Genomic DNA, 17,235 nt, shown 5'->3' with positions numbered 1-17,235 from the left:
TATATGTCATTTGAATGGAATAAACAAGAAGCACTCGGACTATTAAAAGAACTGGTGGATATTCCCAGTCCATCAGGCTACACAATGGAAGTCATGAACTCCATCAAAATACACTTAGAAAAATGGAATGTTGGCTACACTACAACTAAAAAAGGCGCCGTAATAGCGACCATTCAAGGAAAAAACCAAAACCAGCACAAGTTATTAACGGCTCATGTAGATACTCTCGGAGCAATGGTCAAAGAAATCAAACCAAGTGGCCGCTTGAAATTATCTCTTGTAGGCGGCTTTAAATTCAACGCAATTGAAGGCGAGAACTGCCTGATACATAAAAGGGATGGAACAACGATAACGGGCACAATTTTAATGCACCAGACAGCTGTCCATGTTTATAAAGATGCGGGAACAGCTGACCGGGACGAAAATAATATGGAAGTCCGTCTGGATGAAAAAGCATTTTCCAGTGAGGAAGTCCGTGCGCTCGAAGTAGAAGTAGGGGATTTCGTATCATTCGATCCACGCTTTGCTGCAACGGAGTCAGGGTTTGTCAAATCACGTCACCTTGATGATAAAGCCAGTACGGCATTATTGCTGCAATTGGTAAAAAAATTGAATGTGTCAAACAAAGAGTTGCCGCATACCACACATTTTTACATATCTAATAATGAAGAAATCGGTTATGGAGGCAATTCCAATATTCCACCGCAAACTGCGGAATACATAGCCGTTGATATGGGAGCAATCGGAGATGGCCAGGCTTCGGATGAATATACCGTATCTATCTGTGCAAAAGATTCAAGTGGCCCATATCATTACGGCTTAACGCGCCATTTGATAGATTTAGCAAAAAAGAATAATATTGAGTATAAGGTGGATATTTATCCATATTATAGTTCAGATGCTTCTGCAGCAGTCGGAGCAGGGCTCGACGTCAAACACGCTTTGTTCGGTCCGGGGATTGAAGCTTCTCATTCCTATGAACGCACCCATATCGATTCACTGAAAGCCGCGGCAGCATTGCTTGAAGCATATGTATTGTCACCGCTAGTTACAGAGTAGGAGGATTTTCATGAACACACAACAATTAATCGAAAATGTTCCTTTTAATAGATTAATCGGCACTTTGCCCGAAACCATTGAACACATCACAATGGATTCACGTGAAGTCAGAAAAGGATCTTTATTTATTTGCATCAAAGGATATACGGTGGATGGCCACGATTTTGCGGCGCAAGCTGCCGTACAAGGAGCTGTACTGATCGTTTCAGAACAGCCGCTGGAAATTGGAAATACCGCAATCCTCGTGGTAGAAGATACTGACCGCGTACTTGGATTGCTTGCTGCGAAATTCTATGGCTACCCGTCAAAGGATTTGCAAATGATTGGCGTGACAGGCACGAATGGAAAAACAAGCGTGTCTGGAATGCTGCACTCAATGTTAATGGAGCTTGGCAAATCGTCGGCTCTTACCGGAACCATCGGTTTTAACTTGAACGGTGAGTTGCATCAATCCTCCAATACGACGAGCGATGCACTGACTACACAAAGAATGATTGCACAAGCTAAAGAAACCGGATGCTCACATATGACCATGGAAGTGTCTTCTCATGGATTGATTTTAGGCCGTTTGGCTGGAGTGGAATTTAATACGGCCATCTTTACCAATTTAACGCATGACCATTTGGATTTCCATGGCACAATGGAAGAGTACGGACACGCCAAAGGCTTGTTGTTTTCGCAGCTTGGACAAAATTTGCAAGAGAAAAAGCAAGCTGTTTTAAACGCAGACGATCCCTGGTCAAAGCAGTATGCCGATATGACGCCGCATCCTGTGTATACGTACGGAATTAAAGAAGATGCCCAGTTCAAAGCTGCAGGCATACACATGGATAACCACGGAACAACATTCACATTGAATTGTCCAGAGGGTGAGTTTGCCGTGTCGATGAAACTGCTGGGCCATTTCAATGTATCAAACGCATTAGCAGCGATTACTGCATTATATGCAGAAGGTTTTCCTCTTGAGGAGGTGCTTGCTGCATTGTCAAGAATTGCGCCGGTTGAAGGGCGGATGCAAAAAGTTGAATTGGATGCTCCCATTTCTATTTTCATTGACTATGCCCATACCCCTGATGCCATTGAAAAAGCCATCGACGCGGTTGCTGATTTTAAAACAAACCGCATCATTTTCCTAGTGGGCACAGGCGGCAACCGGGATAAAACGAAACGTCCGATCATGGCTGAAAAAGCGTCGGTTGCCGATTATGTGGTTTTGACAACAGATGACCCGCGCTACGAGGAATATGACAGTATTTTGAATGACCTGCAGACCGGTATGGCCCATGACAATTTCGCTTGTATTGGCGACCGCGGGGAAGCAGTTAAACATGCAGTTGCTCAAGCAGAACCAGGAGATATCATCATTTTGGCGGGAAAAGGCCATGAAGATTACCAAATCATCGGTTCCACCAAGTATCCGCATAGCGACAAAGAAATCGCGATTAAAGAAACATTGAAAAAATTCTGTTGAAAAGAAGCCCTATCCGGCTTCTTTTTTTGAGGAGAGCGTTTAAATTCCTTGTCTTTTTCAGCTCCCTTCTCTAATATAAACAGAGTAGAATTAAAGGAGAGTATAAGAATGTCAACCCAATTAAAAAATGAAATTCAAAATAGAAGAACCTTTGCGATCATTTCCCACCCGGATGCTGGGAAAACGACACTGACAGAAAAATTACTGTTATTTGGAGGCGCGATTCGCGACGCTGGAACAGTAAAAGGCAAGAAAAGCGGGAAGTTTGCAACTTCCGACTGGATGGAAATCGAAAAGCAAAGAGGGATTTCTGTTACTTCCTCTGTCATGCAATTCGATTACGACGGACATCGGGTCAATATTCTGGACACACCCGGACACCAAGATTTCAGTGAAGACACTTACCGCACGTTAATGGCAGTGGACAGCGCTGTTATGATCATCGATGTGGCTAAAGGGATTGAGGCCCAGACAGTCAAACTGTTTAAAGTCTGTAAAATGCGCGGCATTCCAATTTTCACCTTCATTAACAAAATGGACCGGCAAGGAAAAGAGCCGCTTGAATTAATGGAAGAATTAGAAGAAGTTCTCGGCATCCAGTCCTACGCCATGAACTGGCCAATTGGAATGGGAAAAGAATTCTTAGGGATTTATGACCGTTTCAATAAGCGGGTTGAGCCTTTCCGTACAGGGAGCAGACAATTCCTCGAATTGGATGAAGACGGCCAACTGGCTGAAGAACACGAGATGATGAAAACATCTTATTATACGCAGGCTATGGAAGATATCGAATTGTTAAATGAAGCAGGCAATGATTTCTCAATTGAGCAAGTGAGAAAAGGAGAGCTTACTCCTGTATTTTTCGGCAGTGCGCTTGCAAACTTCGGTGTTGAAACTTTCCTGGAAACGTATTTGCAGTTTGCTCCACCGCCGCAATCACGCGAGACTCAGGAAAAAGAAGAAATTGATCCGGTCGACATGCCATTTTCAGGGTTTATCTTCAAAATCCAGGCCAATATGAATCCGGCTCATCGCGACCGCATTGCGTTTGTCCGAATTGTCTCAGGTAAATTTGAACGCGGCATGAATGTGACGCTGGCTCGAACAGGCAAGTCTATTAAATTGAGCCAAACCACTCAATTTTTAGCGGATGACCGGGAAACCGTCAGTGAGGCTGTGGCGGGTGATATCATCGGCCTTCACGATGTTGGAAATTATCAAATCGGAGACACGATTACAAGTGGAAGTAAATTCCACTTCGAAGATCTTCCACAGTTTACACCAGAGCTATTCGTTAAAGTGACAGCCAAAAACGTTATGAAGCAAAAGCATTTTCATAAAGGAATCCTTCAGCTTGTGCAGGAAGGTGCCATACAGTATTACAAGACACTTCATCTGGAAGAAGTCATTTTGGGTGCTGTCGGACAACTTCAGTTCGAAGTCTTCGAACATCGGATGAAAAACGAATATAATGTCGACGTCCGTATGGAACCGATAGGCTCCAAGATTGCCCGCTGGATTGAAAACGAAGAAAAGGTCAAAGAATCTATGTCAAGCGGCCGTTCAATGCTAGTTAAAGACCGCTATGATAACTACGTCTTCTTATTTGAAAATGAATTTGCGACCCGCTGGTTCCAGGACAAAAATCCTGAAATTAATTTATATAGTCTATTATAAAAGGGCCTGCTTATGCAGGTTCTTTTTTTAGACAAAATAAATTTAATATTTAGTAAATAATGCGACTAAAGTTTGCGGTTCCCCTTAATATTTTTTATGATAAAAAGACGAAGTAAAGTGCAACTTCAATCACCGGAATTTACTTTAGGCAGAGGGATAAAGAGAGGGTAGGAAACAGATGAAATTAAGCGATTTTTCGATAAAGAGGCCAGTTTTTACTATTGTTATCATGTTTTTAATCATAATTCTTGGAGTAGTGTCTTTTTTTAAAATCCCTATTACCCTTATACCAGAAATAAATCCGCCAATCGGCGTAGTAGTAACCAGTTACCCGGGGGCCAGCCCGACTGAAGTAAGCGAAAAAGTGACAAGGCCTCTCGAAGCAAGTTTGTCTACATTGCCTGGACTTGATTCTCTTCAGTCCTCATCTGAAGAAGGCTCGAATTTTATCTTGCTTGAATTTGACTGGTCAACAAATATAGATGATGTCCAAACGGATATCATGCAGCGGATTGATCAGACCATCCTTCCGGATGATTCGAACCAACCACAATTTTTTAAGTTTGATCCTTCACAATTTCCGGTTATTCAACTAGCGGTTAGAGCTACTGAATCAGGGGAAGATGTCCGAGTGTTGGCGGAAGAGTTGGAAACAGAGCTGCTTCAAACAGAAGGAGTGGCAAGTGTTAATATTTCAGGTTCTTTGGTTGAAGAAATACAAATAGCATTGAATCAGAAAGAACTTGAAAAAAGAGGGTTACAGCAATCGGATATTGTTCAATCCATCCAGGCGAATAATATCTCTATGCCTGGGGAGCCGATCGATACAGAAAATGGCCGCCATTTAACCACTCGCGTAGTCAGTACATTAACCAGTGCAGACGAAATCCGTAATCTGGTCATAACTGTGAATCCGCTGAATGGAGAAAATGTGACAATCGGTGATGTAGCGGATGTGGCAGTCGGCGAACAAGAGACAAATAGCGAGACAAGAGCCAATGAAGAGCCAGCGGTTTTGCTGTCCGCTTTGCAGGAGTCGAAAGCGAATACTGCCGACGTATCGGAAGCTTTTAAAGCTAAACTGGATGAATTACTGGCGGAAGAGCGTTTCAAAGGTGTGGAAGCGGATGTGTTATTTGACCAAGGTGATTATGTCCGCTTAGCCGTAGGCAATATTGGACAAACCCTCCTGTTTGGTGGATTATTTGCCATGGCCGTGTTATTTTTCTTTCTGCGAGGCATAAAAAGCCCAATTATTATTGGTATTGCGATTCCTTATTCGGTTATCGTAACTTTTGTTTTAATGTACTTTGCTGATTTCGCCTTAAATATTATGACTTTGGGTGCGTTGGCATTAGGGATCGGAATGCTGGTAGATAACTCCATTGTCGTAATTGAAAATATTGAGCGCCATTTGGGGATGGGGAAAACTCCGCGCATGGCAGCATCAGAAGGTACAAAAGAAGTGGCAGCTGCCATCACTTCTTCCACATTGACGACTGTGGCAGTATTTGTTCCTGTGGTATTCATTACAGGGCTGATTGGGCAGATTTTCTTCGAATTTGCCGTCACCATTTCTTTCAGCTTATTTGCCAGTCTTGCTGTCGCCTTGACCGTAGTGCCAATGCTTGCTTCAAGAATGCTGAAAAAACCGAGTGGTGACAATAAAACAGAGGCAAGGCGGTCGAAAAGACTCGAAAAATTCCAGCGTTCTGTTGCCTGGGCACTGGCTCATCGATTGATTCTATTAACTACCGCCTTCGTTTTCTTTATTGTAGGGATATTTGGTGTTTATCAGGTTGGAACAGAATTCCTTCCGGCTACAGATGAAGGCTTTGTGACTGTTTCCGTCGGTTTGGATTACGGCTCATCATTAGCAGCTACGGATGAAGTAGTGAATATGATAGAAGAAGAACTGAAAAAAGAAGAAGACGTAGAAGTTTTCGTCAGTTTAGTTGGAAGCACGCAGCAAGGCCAGGCGCAAGGCACAACTGAAACCAATACCGCAGAATTATATGTAAAATTAGTTCCACTGGATGAGCGCGAACGCTCGGTTTTTGAATTTGTGGATCAGGTTCAGCCGCGGGTACTTGAGACAATAGGCGACCGGGCAGAAGTCAATTTCAATTTGCAGACTGCTGCCGGTTCTTCTCCGAATACTTTAAGTTTTACTGTGACGGATACAGATAAAGAAAGGCTTGACGATACAGTTACAGATATCAATGCGGCACTTCTAGACCTTCCGGAAGTAACGGAGTTAACAAATGATCGGGATGAAACAATTGAAGAGATTCAAATGCAAATCAATAAACAGGCTGCAACAGAATTTGGATTTGCACCTGCTCAAATTGCCCAGACGGTAAATAATTTGACCCGTGGTGTTTTTGCTACTCAAGTTATTACTGAAAACGATAAAGTGCTAAGTGTTTTTGTAAAACTGGGTGAACAGTTCAGAGACAGCGAAGAGAAACTTGAAGCTTTAAAATTAAGGACTCCGGCTGGACAGTTCGTGAATCTGGAAGAACTTGCGGATATAGAAGTTTCAGAAGGCCCTGTGGACATTAAACGAGTTGATCAAGCAGACAGTGTTGCTTTCACCTTGCAGCACAAATCGGATGTAACGCTTGGGGACATGTCCGACGAGGTAGATAAAGTACTTGAAGAACTGAATTTAGATAAAGATACGCAAATAACTTTCGGCGGCGACCGGGAATTATTCGATAATGCCATTGATGATATGCTTTTGGCAGTTGCATTAGCGGTGGTTCTAGTTTATATCGTTATGGCGGCGCAATTTGAATCATTCAAGTATCCATTTGTCATCATGTTTACAGTGCCGTTAATGGTTATTGGGGTATCAATCGCATTATTCTTCACCCAAACCCCCATCAGCATTACGGCAGTTATCGGGATATTGGTGCTTGTCGGAATTGTGGTCAATAACGGAATTGTCCTTGTCGATTACATCAACCAGCGGAAAGCGGCAGGCATGGGTTCTTATGAAGCAATCATCACATCTGTCCGTGACCGGGTCCGTCCGATTCTCATGACTGCTTTGACGACGATACTTGGTTTAATCCCGTTAGCATTGGGGCTCGGGGAAGGAACTGAAATCAATCAGCCAATGGGGATTGTCGTTATTGGAGGCATGATCAGTTCTACTTTCTTATCGCTGTATATTGTGCCCATTGTTTATAGTTTGTTTGATCGTGAAACAAGAAATATGAATAGAAAGAAAACTAGTGCTTAAACTTTTTTCCGCTTTCAAAACCGGCGCAAATTGTTAAAATCCCACTGATCGAGTGTTTTTTTACTTTGCACTTTCATGCTTCTCTTAACGGGGCAATGGAAGTGCATTTTTTATTGAAAATGCAATATTCAAAAGATAGAAGTTGGAATATTATGTATAATGGAAGAAAAGGGGTGGATGTCATGAAAGAAATCGTTTTTACCGGTTTTCCTGGATTTATAGCGAGCCAGCTTATCCGCAAGTCTGTTGGAGAAAATGTCAGCGTGTCGGCCATTGTCCTTCCAGCCGAACGGAAAAAAGCTGAGCAGCAAGCAGCACTTATTCAGCAGGAAACAGGCTGCCAACCGATACATATTATTGAAGGTGATATTACAAAGCAGGATTTAGCTTTAAATCGGCAAGCGAGGGCATATTTAAAATCTAAAAAAGTGGTTTTTTGGCATTTGGCTGCTATTTATGATTTGGCAGTTCCCCGTGAACTCGCTTGGAAAGTTAATGTGGAGGGCACTTTAAACGTAAATGACTTTATACGCACTTTGCCGAATGTTGAACGCTATATGTATTTTAGTACCGCCTATGTTGCAGGAGCAAGAGAAGGCATGCTTTATGAAAATGAATTAATTCGCCCCGAAAAATTCAAGAATTTTTACGAAGAAACAAAATTCGAAGCCGAACTGCTTGTCGAAGAATTAAAAAAAGAAGTTCCATTGACGATTATCCGTCCAGGAATTGTGAGAGGCCATTCAGTGACTGGAGAAACAGTGAAGTTTGATGGTCCGTACTTTTTTCTGAATTTAATCGATCGGGCCAGCCGGCTTCCTTTTGTTCCTTATGTAGGACGGTCTAGAGCTTTTATCAATGTTGTGCCCATTGACTATATCATCGATGCATCCATTTATTTGAGTTCTTTGCCACAGGCAGAAGGGGAAACTGCCCATTTGACCGATCCAAATCCTCACCCAGTTGAAGAAGTATATCGCAGAATGGTTTTTGAAATGACTGGAAAAATGCCGAAAGCCCGATTGCCTTATAAATTGGCGAAACTGTCTTTGGCAGTTTCGCCTGTACGTAAAATATTAGGCGTGGAAGTGGAAACGCTCGATTATTTAACATGGAATGCTTCATTTGATGCAAGCAAAGCACAGCGGCTGTTAAGAGGGAGTGGCATTCAGTGCGCGGACTTTTTAGCGACAATGCCTTCGATGGTTGAGTTCTATCAACTTCATAAAGAAGACAAGAAATACCATATTGCCATACGCTAATCTTTTACATGCTAAAAAATTATGGTATAATAATTTTACAACTTCATACACTTTGACTTTCAGTCAGAGGGGAGTAGCTATGGGGAAACCTATTTCATAATCGTCAATACATGGTTAGTAACCATCGGTTATGATAGTGAATTTATTTGCTTAGCGAGACCTTTGCCTTTTTTTAGGCAAGGGTCTTTTTTGCTGGCAAAATATAGGAGGAGAAAGAATGGAAGCAATATTATTAGAGTATGCCTGGGTCTTGCTTGTACTGGTAGGACTTGAAGGACTATTGGCTGCGGATAACGCAGTTGTTATGGCCGTTATGGTCAAACATTTACCGAAAGATCAGCAGAAAAAAGCTCTATTTTATGGCTTAGTCGGTGCCTTTGTATTCCGTTTTGCAGCGTTATTCATGATTACTCTACTTGTTGATATATGGCAGATTCAAGCGCTGGGAGCAGCTTATTTATTGTTCATCGCGATTAAAAACATTTATGATCAGCGAAAAGGCGAAAGCGATCATGCCATTGATATTGAAAAAGCGCCTAAACAAGGTTCTAGTTTCTGGATGACGGTATTAAAAGTTGAATTAGCGGATATTGCCTTTGCAATTGACTCTATGCTTGCTGCCGTAGCGCTTGCTGTAACATTGCCGCATTTGGACATGTTCGGCGTAAGCGAAATTGGCGGAATCAACGCTGGACAATTCGTTGTGATGTTAGCAGGTGGTCTGATCGGAGTTATCATTATGCGATTTGCTGCCCATAAATTTGTTCAAGTCCTTGAGAAGTACCCTCAATTGGAAACTGCCGCATTTGTTATTGTCGGATGGGTAGGGGTTAAATTGCTCGTTATGACTTTGTCACACGAGAATCTCGGAATTTTGCCGCATGATTTCCCTCACTCAACGCCTTGGACAATCGTGTTCTGGACAGTATTGATCGGAATTGTCGTTGTTGGCGTCCTGACTGGAATCAAAAAGAACAAAGAAGAAAACGCGTAATACAAAAAGCCTCCTTAGGGAGGCTTTTTGTATGAGCTTGTAGAGGAAGTTAAAGTTTCTATTAGTGATTCTTCCTTAACCGATATTCCGCCAACCAGCTGCGAAGACATTGGCCGAGGTTTGTGAGGCCGTGTCTTTGCGACGAAGCGCGCAGCGCTGCAGGAGCATATGTTTTAGCCGCGGGCGAGCGCCAAGCCGCTTCGTCGCTTACGCTCCTGTCTCTGTCTCTGCATCGCTGCGCTGCCCCGCAGGCAAGACATTAGCCGAAGCCTGTGAGGCTAAGTCTTTGCGACGAAGCAGCGAAGCGATGCAGGAGCAGTACGATTTTCTCCGCTGGTTGGCTCCATATCTGGAGAGCAGGAACAGAGAATAGAGAGCTTTCTCAAACAATCACCGGTTTTAGAGAATCAGAAAAGGCTATCGAGAGTTTCTCGACAGCCTGACAAAAAGCCTCCCTAAGGAGGCTTTTTTTATGGAAAGAAATAAATAGGCTACCGACATAAAGTAATTCAAGCTGTCGAATAATTAAAAAGTACCACTTAAATGCCCTTTTCTTTTACAAATTCTGCCGTTACAATCAAAAGTGGTGTCAGAAAGAAAAGAGGTGAACAGCATGCTGATAGCTGCATTAACAGGTTTATTTGGACGAAGTGAAAAAGCAACAGCAGAAGAATTAGCTTTGCTTGCGCAAAAGGGAAATGATGAAGCGTTGACTAATTTACTCTCTGCTTATACCCCTTTTATGAAAAAAACGGCAGCGCAAGTATGCAAGCGGTTCATCGATGATCATGATGACGAATACAGCATTGCCCTTTCCGCTTTTCATGAAGCAATAGAAGGATTTGAATTAGGAAAAAACGCTTCGTTCTTAACATTTGCCCATATGGTAATAAGAAGAAGAATGATTGATTTTATCCGGAAAGAAAACCGGCGTTCTGAATTTAGCTCCAATTTTACAATTTCAGCTAGTAGCGAAGAAGAAACGCTTAAATGGATTGAAGATTCCGCTGCCCTTAATCGTTTTAGTTTAGAGCAGCAAAGCCAAATCAGGCGTGAAGAGATAGCTCAGTACGAAGTGATGCTTTCAGAATTTAATTTAAGTTATCAGATATTGGTTAAAGTCTCGCCGTCACATGAAGATGCCCGCAAGTCTGCTGTACAAATTGCCCAGCTTGTGGCCGAGACAGAAGAATATATGGAATACTTGCGAAGTAAGAAAAAGTTGCCAATCAAAGAAATTGAAAAAATGGTCCGGGTTTCAAGAAAAACGATTGAACGAAACCGGAAATACATAATCGCTATCATTCTTTTGCTCAACAGCGACTTGCATTACTTAAAAGACTATTTGAAGGAGCGGTTACTTTGATGATTATGCAAAAAGGGATATGCGTGGAATCTAAAGGAAACCGCTCTATTTATATGGTGAAGAACGGACAGTTTATCATGGGCAATCCGGTTGGCCCTGCCGCAAGGATAGGGGAAGAGGTGCATTTTTACCCGCAACCCAAGAAAATGAAGGTGCATTGGAAGCCGATATGGGTGCCAATTATAGCTGCAGTTGCTGTCCTGTTCTTATTTTTATCGGTGCTTCTTCCCGCTGAAGAAGCTTTTGCTTATATCCAAGTTGAAGTTAATCCAGCAATGGAAATTGGAGTGGATGAAGATTTTGATGTAATTTCACTCCGCAGTTTAAATGCCGATGGATCAGATTTGATCGATCAACTCGGGGAGTGGAAAAATCATTCATTGGCTGAAATTTTAGTCCGGGTTATTTCCATGTCATTAAATGATGCGACCGAAGAAGTGACGATTACAACTGTTGATGGCAGTAAAGGTGAAAATCCGGAATTGCCTGTTGAAAAGATTGTCATGGCGGCGACCAGCAACTTATTGGAAGATAATGTTGAAGTCCATTTAAAAAAAGCGACTCGCAGTCAATGGCGGCAATCGGTTAAAGAAAGCGTACCAGTTGGCCAGAAAATCAAAAAATTTATACCTGTACATGTTAAAGAACAACAAGTGCCAGCAGAAAAACCAAAAGCCAACAATGAAGAAAACTCCACTGTTAAACCTGAGAGCAAAATACCCGCTGGACAAGAAAAAAAAGAAACGAAACTAGACAGCACACCCAAGAATGAAAGTGCACCTAACGAAAAAGTAAAAGAAACATCGCCAAAACCTCAAAAGAAAAAAACAATATCAGGACAACAAAAGAACTTGAAGCTTTCTGAACAAGAAAAGAAAATGACTCCTGGTCCCCCAAAAAGTGACAATATACTCGGCCAACAAAAGAAAGAAAAGACTCCGGGGCAGGAAAAGAAAAAAATACCAAAAACGAAAGAGAAGAAAGAAACAATTTCTCCAGAGAAAAGCGAGAAAAAAACGGTGCCAAAGCAAGAGAAGGAAAACAAACCCCAACAAGAGCAAAAGAATCGAAGTGCGCAAGACAAGAAAGCACCCGGACAAATGAAAAAAGAAAAAGCACCGAAGGCAGAAAAGGAAAAAAGCGAGAAATTTAAAAAAGAGGATAAAAAAGACGATTTCCCTTCAAAAGAGAAAAAAGCTTCTTCACAATCGAAAACTGGAAAAGAGGAAAAAGAGTAGAAAAGTTCATTCTGCTCTTTTTTGTTGTAAATAAGTAGAGGAGAGTGTTTTTGCCTCTTTCTTTTTTATCTTTCTTTTCATAGAATAAGGAGAGAATAAAAGGCAGAAAGGAATTAACCTCATGAACAGTTCATTTCAAAAAATCCGGAATCTTACACCTGCCCAAGCAATCGTTTCGTATTATTTCGTAGCGATTGCTTTTTCCTTTTTGCTGCTTCGCTTACCGGGGGTGCATCGGCCTGGAGTGGAAATGTCAAGAATCGACAGCTTATTTACTGCGGTAAGTGCTGTAAGTGTGACTGGCTTGACCGTTGTCAATATTGCAGAAACGTATTCTGTTTTCGGCATAATCATGATCATGTTTATCTTGCAGCTCGGTGGAATTGGAATCATGTCGCTAGGCACTTTTTTCTGGTTGCTAGTCGGTAAGCGCATTGGTTTACGGGAACGGCAATTAATCATGGTCGACCACAATCAGTTTAATATGTCGGGAGTTGTTAAACTGATTCGTGAAATCATAAAAATCCTGTTGATGATTGAACTAGTGGGAGCTATTATTTTCACTTTATACTTCACCCAATATTTCGATACTTTTACTGAGGCTTTATTACAAGGGATTTTCGCTTCGGTCAGTGCAACCACAAACGGAGGATTTGATATTACAGGAGAATCTTTAACACCTTTTTTCAATGATTATTTTGTGCAAATCATTAATATGATCCTGATCATTTTAGGCGCCATCGGTTTTCCGGTTTTAATAGAAGTGAAAGAATTCCTGTCGAATAGAAATAAAAACTTCCGATTTTCTTTGTTCACTAAAATTACAACTTCGACCTTCGGAATTTTATTGGTGGTGGGAACCCTTGTTTTACTGGCCTTTGAATCGCTGAATGCGTTCAAAGGCTATAATTGGCACGAGACATTATTTGCTGCAATGTTCCATTCCGTATCCTCCCGTTCCGGAGGGCTTACGACAATGGATATTACAGAGTTCAGTGAAGCAACCAATATTTTTATGAGTGCACTGATGTTTATCGGGGCTTCTCCAAGTTCAGTTGGAGGAGGGATCCGGACAACTACTTTTGCCATCGCGGTGCTTTTTTTGATCAATTTTGCAAGAGGAAAGAACAGTATTCAGATATTCAAACGGGAAATTGAGCTGATCGATGTGTTTAGGTCATATGCGGTCATCATTTTGGCTTGCTTCATGGTACTTGTCACCACTATGGCTTTGATTATCTCAGAACCACATGCCTCTGCTGTAGAAATCATTTTCGAAATCACATCAGCGTTTGGAACGTGTGGGATGTCCCTCGGGATAACTGACGACTTATCCAGTTTTGGAAAGGTAGTTATTATGGCGTTGATGTTTATCGGAAGGGTTGGACTCATTTCCTTCCTGTTTACGATTGGTGGGAAAACCGATCCGACCAAATTCCATTATCCGAAAGAACGAGTTATAATTGGGTAATCATGGAATAATAGCTTAATAACCGTGCTTTTTTCCTACAAAACGACTATAATTATTATAAGAGATTTTTAAATTGGAAATGAGTGGATCTTATGAACGAAGATGTAAAGCAGTCTTTAAAACTATTCATTGTTTTATCGCGGGCACATAAAGCCATAACAGAACAGACTAATCAGTTTTTTCAAGCACATGGAGTCAATCCTACCGAATTTGCTGTTTTGGAATTGCTGTATCATAAAGGAAAGCAGCCTTTGCAAAAAATAGGCGGGAAGATTTTGCTGGCAAGCGGCTCCATTACTTACGTAATTGATAAATTGGAAAAGCGCGGATATATTACTCGAGTCAATTGCCCAACCGATCGCCGCGTTACGTACGCCGAAATTTCGGAAGAAGGAAAGGCATTCATGAGCGAAATTTTTCCGGAACATGAAAAAAACCTGCATGAGTTAACAACGGCCTTATCGAGCGAAGAAAAAGACGAAGCAATTGAGTTGATGAAAAAACTGGGTTTATCGATTAAAGACTTATCCTATTAAGCTATGAAAAAAGCCATCCGGCGGGATGGCTTTTTTCGATTTCTTATTATTGCGCTTTAATTTGTGGATTTGACATAGCAATTTTCAAGACAGCGGCATAACTAAAAAAAGCAGTACGAGCATAACCAAATGGGCAATAATCAACAATGGCATACTTTTTTTCCACTCATATAAAGAACCTAAAATTAACCCCGTGACAATACCGGCCAGCATCCCTGGCACAAACCCTCCAAAGCCAAGCGCCAGCCCGAATAATAACGATGAAATCAAGACTGAATAAGACATTGGGAAATACTGTTTCAATTTCTGTTGGACGAATCCTCTCCAGAAAATTTCTTCTCCAGGCACGATAACGAACATAAGAAGCAGGAAATGCCAAATTGATGCAGGTGCAAATGTTGATAAAAAGGAAGAAGTGGAAGCTTCAAAATTAAACGGAAGCAACTTGAAAAATTGAAAACCGCCTGCGATAATCGCATAAATGAGTGTTCCATAACCAAGCCCGTAAATCAATGATTTCCATGTCACCATTTCATCGAAGATTTTTATTGACATGATGGCAAACGACATCAGCACCAGTATCGCAAATGTGTACATATACCAAAAAATAGCGGTGTCTTGAAAGGCTAAACTATATAGAGCAAATGCTATAGGAATTAGCAGTATCAGTTGATGTTTTTTGTAAAGATTTAACATAGGTAATCCTCCTAAATAATAAAAGCCGATCTTCAATGGAACCAGAACGGCGGGGCAAAGATGTCCAACTTCTTTCGATGTTGTATACTATTAATTATCGGCTGAAAAAGAGCGTGGCAAAAAAATCCAGTACAGCTTAGGTAATCAGCTTGTGTACCTCATATATTATAACAGAAGCGGCAAAGTGAAAAGAAGGATAAAGGAGAATATTGTATGGCAAACTATGATGAATTACTCGAACAATTAAAGCAGGGAGAAATTTCTTCCTTACAGATTGAGAAAGAAGATTTTTTGGAATTCCGCGAGATCCTACTTAAGCGAGAGGATTTTAAGCATTTCCGGGGAGCAGCTTTTCACCACGGCCTTACAATTTATACATATACTGAAGAGCCATCCAAATAAGCAAAGATGAACCAGTAACTGAAGCAAGCCTTTTTCATCTGGCAGAAAAAATAAACGGAAAATATTTTAAAGATTATGTTTAACCCCCTGAAAAGAAGGGCATAATATATTTGAACACAGCAACATTCTCATTTCCCCCTTTTGTGGTCGGTCCGAATAGCGGATCGGCTTCTTTTTTTTGTCTTTTACCTTCTTTTTCCCTGAACGTTGAAAATGGAGTTACAGCATTTGAAGTAGTAGAAAGGCTATAAAAATTTCCAATAAATGAAGATTTTCTAAATTTCAGTGAATTAACAGAAAAATTTTGCTAAACTGAAGACAGAGAAAAAGGAGTGATTACATATGAAACTAGGATTTATAGGCACAGGAGTCATGGGCAATAGTTTGGTGAAACATTTGCTGAAAGCGGGGCATGAAGTAACCATATATACACGTACAGCTAAAAAAGCTGAAAATCTGGTAGCTGCAGGCGCGAAGTTAGTGGAATCCCCCAAACAAGTTGCTGAAGTAGCAGAAACGCTTTTTACGATGGTCGGCTATCCGTCAGATGTAGAAGAAATATATTTTGGAGAGCAAGGGATATTGAAACATGCTCAACAAAACACAGTGTTGATCGATTTAACAACTTCCCAACCAAATCTCGCTAAACGCATTTTTGAAGAAGCAAAGCAAAAAGGCATAAAAGCTTTGGATGCCCCTGTATCCGGCGGAGATCTCGGTGCGCAAAAAGGTACGTTGTCAATTATGGTGGGAGGAGACGAAGAAGCATTCCAGGAAGTTTTGCCGCTCCTCGAATTGATGGGAGAAAATATTGTTTATCAAGGGACAGCCGGTTCGGGCCAGCATACCAAGATGTGCAACCAAATCAATATTGCCTCTAATATGATTGGGGTCTGTGAATCACTCGTGTATGCAAAAAAAGCAGGCCTCGATCCGGAACAAGTACTAAAATCCATCTCATCCGGCGCCGCAGGTTCTTGGTCATTATCCAATCTTGCACCACGTATGATTGCAGAAGATTTTGCGCCGGGCTTTTACATCAAGCATTTTATAAAAGATATGAAAATTGCGGCAGAAGAAGCAGAACTGATGGGATTGGATTTGCCAGGATTGCGTTTATCGCTCAGAATGTACGAAAAACTGGCAGATGAGGGGTATAGCGAAAACGGCACCCAGGCATTGATCAAGCATTTTGAATGAGAAAAACCGGAGGCCTGTAAAGGTCCCCGGTTACTAACTCAATCAAAATATGATTTTTTAGGTGAGTAAAAACGATCTACTTGACGCGGCTTATAGGACTTTTCAAAAGGAGAAGCAGCTGTTTCTTTTTTTTGAGGCTGGAGTCCGGTAAATTCGCTTAAAATTTCTTTTGCCATTTTTAGATTCATTCTGCTTGGCGGATTGCGGTAGGTTTCATCTAACTGGCCTAAATGCTCAAGCTGTTCAAAGTCTTCTTTTTTCGGCAACATGTGAAAATAATAACTTTCGCATTTTACGAGGACTGAAGATTGTTGTTGGCTTTTCTGGGGGTTTTTACTGAAGTGAAGGCCGATTTTTTGAGCACGGTTTTGTGTGATCATCAATAAAAGGGCTTCTTTTTTCAACGCATATAAATATTGGTTGTCAGGAGCAGTTTTCGCATGTCTATTGACTGTGAAAATAGCTTGGGCAATATCCGTGTCATTTTTTTTACTTGGCATGGACTCATTCCTTTCTATAGCAGATTTTTATGGACAATACCTATTAATCATATCAAAAAATATCTTCAGTGTATACTGAAGGGGTTGGGCTTTAACAGATTTTTAATGATAGA

Annotated in this window: 14 protein-coding genes; 12 read left to right on the top strand and 2 right to left on the bottom strand. The window is 41.3% G+C overall.

The window, feature by feature from the left end:
• The first annotated feature begins 3 nt into the window (after positions 1-3).
• From QWY16_RS13615 to QWY16_RS13570, 10 genes are all read left to right on the top strand, one after another.
• Positions 4-1,059: a M42 family metallopeptidase gene (locus QWY16_RS13615; RefSeq protein WP_300989766.1), complete on the top strand. Its 1,056-nt coding sequence runs from the start codon at positions 4-6 to the stop codon at positions 1,057-1,059.
• 10 nt (positions 1,060-1,069) lie between these two features.
• A complete protein-coding gene (locus QWY16_RS13610) occupies positions 1,070-2,530 on the top strand; it encodes a UDP-N-acetylmuramoyl-L-alanyl-D-glutamate--2,6-diaminopimelate ligase (protein ID WP_300989765.1) in 1,461 nt (486 codons plus the stop codon).
• Between the two features lie 108 nt (positions 2,531-2,638).
• On the top strand, positions 2,639-4,207 hold the full coding sequence (locus QWY16_RS13605; protein WP_300989764.1) for a peptide chain release factor 3: 1,569 nt from the start codon (positions 2,639-2,641) through the stop codon (positions 4,205-4,207).
• A 178-nt stretch (positions 4,208-4,385) separates the two neighbouring features.
• The gene (locus QWY16_RS13600; RefSeq protein WP_300989763.1) at positions 4,386-7,457 is read left to right on the top strand and encodes an efflux RND transporter permease subunit; all 3,072 of its coding nucleotides are present in this window, start codon (positions 4,386-4,388) and stop codon (positions 7,455-7,457) included.
• A gap of 182 nt (positions 7,458-7,639) precedes the next feature.
• Positions 7,640-8,719, top strand: coding sequence for an SDR family oxidoreductase (locus tag QWY16_RS13595; protein ID WP_300989762.1), 1,080 nt, complete (start codon positions 7,640-7,642; stop codon positions 8,717-8,719).
• A 217-nt stretch (positions 8,720-8,936) separates the two neighbouring features.
• The gene (locus tag QWY16_RS13590) at positions 8,937-9,713 is read left to right on the top strand and encodes a TerC family protein (RefSeq protein ID WP_300989761.1); all 777 of its coding nucleotides are present in this window, start codon (positions 8,937-8,939) and stop codon (positions 9,711-9,713) included.
• A gap of 613 nt (positions 9,714-10,326) precedes the next feature.
• The gene (gene sigI / locus QWY16_RS13585; RefSeq protein WP_300989760.1) at positions 10,327-11,079 is read left to right on the top strand and encodes an RNA polymerase sigma-I factor; all 753 of its coding nucleotides are present in this window, start codon (positions 10,327-10,329) and stop codon (positions 11,077-11,079) included.
• Positions 11,079-12,317 carry an anti-sigma-I factor RsgI family protein gene (locus tag QWY16_RS13580; RefSeq protein WP_436837190.1) on the top strand — a complete coding sequence of 413 codons (1,239 nt, stop codon included), beginning with the start codon at positions 11,079-11,081 and terminating at the stop codon, positions 12,315-12,317. Before sigI ends, QWY16_RS13580 begins: the two co-directional genes overlap by 1 nt.
• A gap of 121 nt (positions 12,318-12,438) precedes the next feature.
• Entirely contained in the window at positions 12,439-13,788 is a 1,350-nt protein-coding gene (locus tag QWY16_RS13575) for a TrkH family potassium uptake protein (protein WP_300989758.1), read from the top strand.
• Positions 13,789-13,880: 92 nt separating this feature from the next.
• Positions 13,881-14,324, top strand: a complete 444-nt coding sequence (locus QWY16_RS13570) for a MarR family winged helix-turn-helix transcriptional regulator (protein ID WP_300989757.1) — start codon at positions 13,881-13,883, stop codon at positions 14,322-14,324.
• An 84-nt stretch (positions 14,325-14,408) separates the two neighbouring features.
• On the opposite strand, the gene QWY16_RS13565 is transcribed toward QWY16_RS13570, so the two are convergent.
• Positions 14,409-15,020, bottom strand: a complete 612-nt coding sequence (locus QWY16_RS13565; RefSeq protein ID WP_300989756.1) for a CPBP family intramembrane glutamic endopeptidase — start codon at positions 15,018-15,020, stop codon at positions 14,409-14,411.
• A gap of 213 nt (positions 15,021-15,233) precedes the next feature.
• Between QWY16_RS13565 and ykzS the strand changes: the two genes are divergently transcribed.
• Both ykzS and QWY16_RS13555 read left to right on the top strand, forming a co-directional pair.
• Positions 15,234-15,422, top strand: coding sequence for a protein YkzS (gene ykzS, locus QWY16_RS13560; RefSeq protein ID WP_300989755.1), 189 nt, complete (start codon positions 15,234-15,236; stop codon positions 15,420-15,422).
• Positions 15,423-15,764: 342 nt separating this feature from the next.
• Positions 15,765-16,622, top strand: a complete 858-nt coding sequence (locus QWY16_RS13555) for an NAD(P)-dependent oxidoreductase (RefSeq protein WP_300989754.1) — start codon at positions 15,765-15,767, stop codon at positions 16,620-16,622.
• A gap of 38 nt (positions 16,623-16,660) precedes the next feature.
• Here QWY16_RS13555 and QWY16_RS13550 read toward each other — a convergent pair whose 3' ends face one another.
• On the bottom strand, positions 16,661-17,122 hold the full coding sequence (locus QWY16_RS13550; RefSeq protein ID WP_300989753.1) for a YkyB family protein: 462 nt from the start codon (positions 17,120-17,122) through the stop codon (positions 16,661-16,663).
• Between the last annotated feature and the right edge of the window lie 113 nt (positions 17,123-17,235).

The sequence above is a fragment of the Planococcus shenhongbingii genome (genome assembly GCF_030413635.1).
Classification (GTDB): domain Bacteria; phylum Bacillota; class Bacilli; order Bacillales_A; family Planococcaceae; genus Planococcus; species Planococcus shenhongbingii.
The sequence above is the reverse complement of the archived record's forward strand: the minus strand, read 5'-3'. Positions and strand labels throughout refer to the sequence as shown.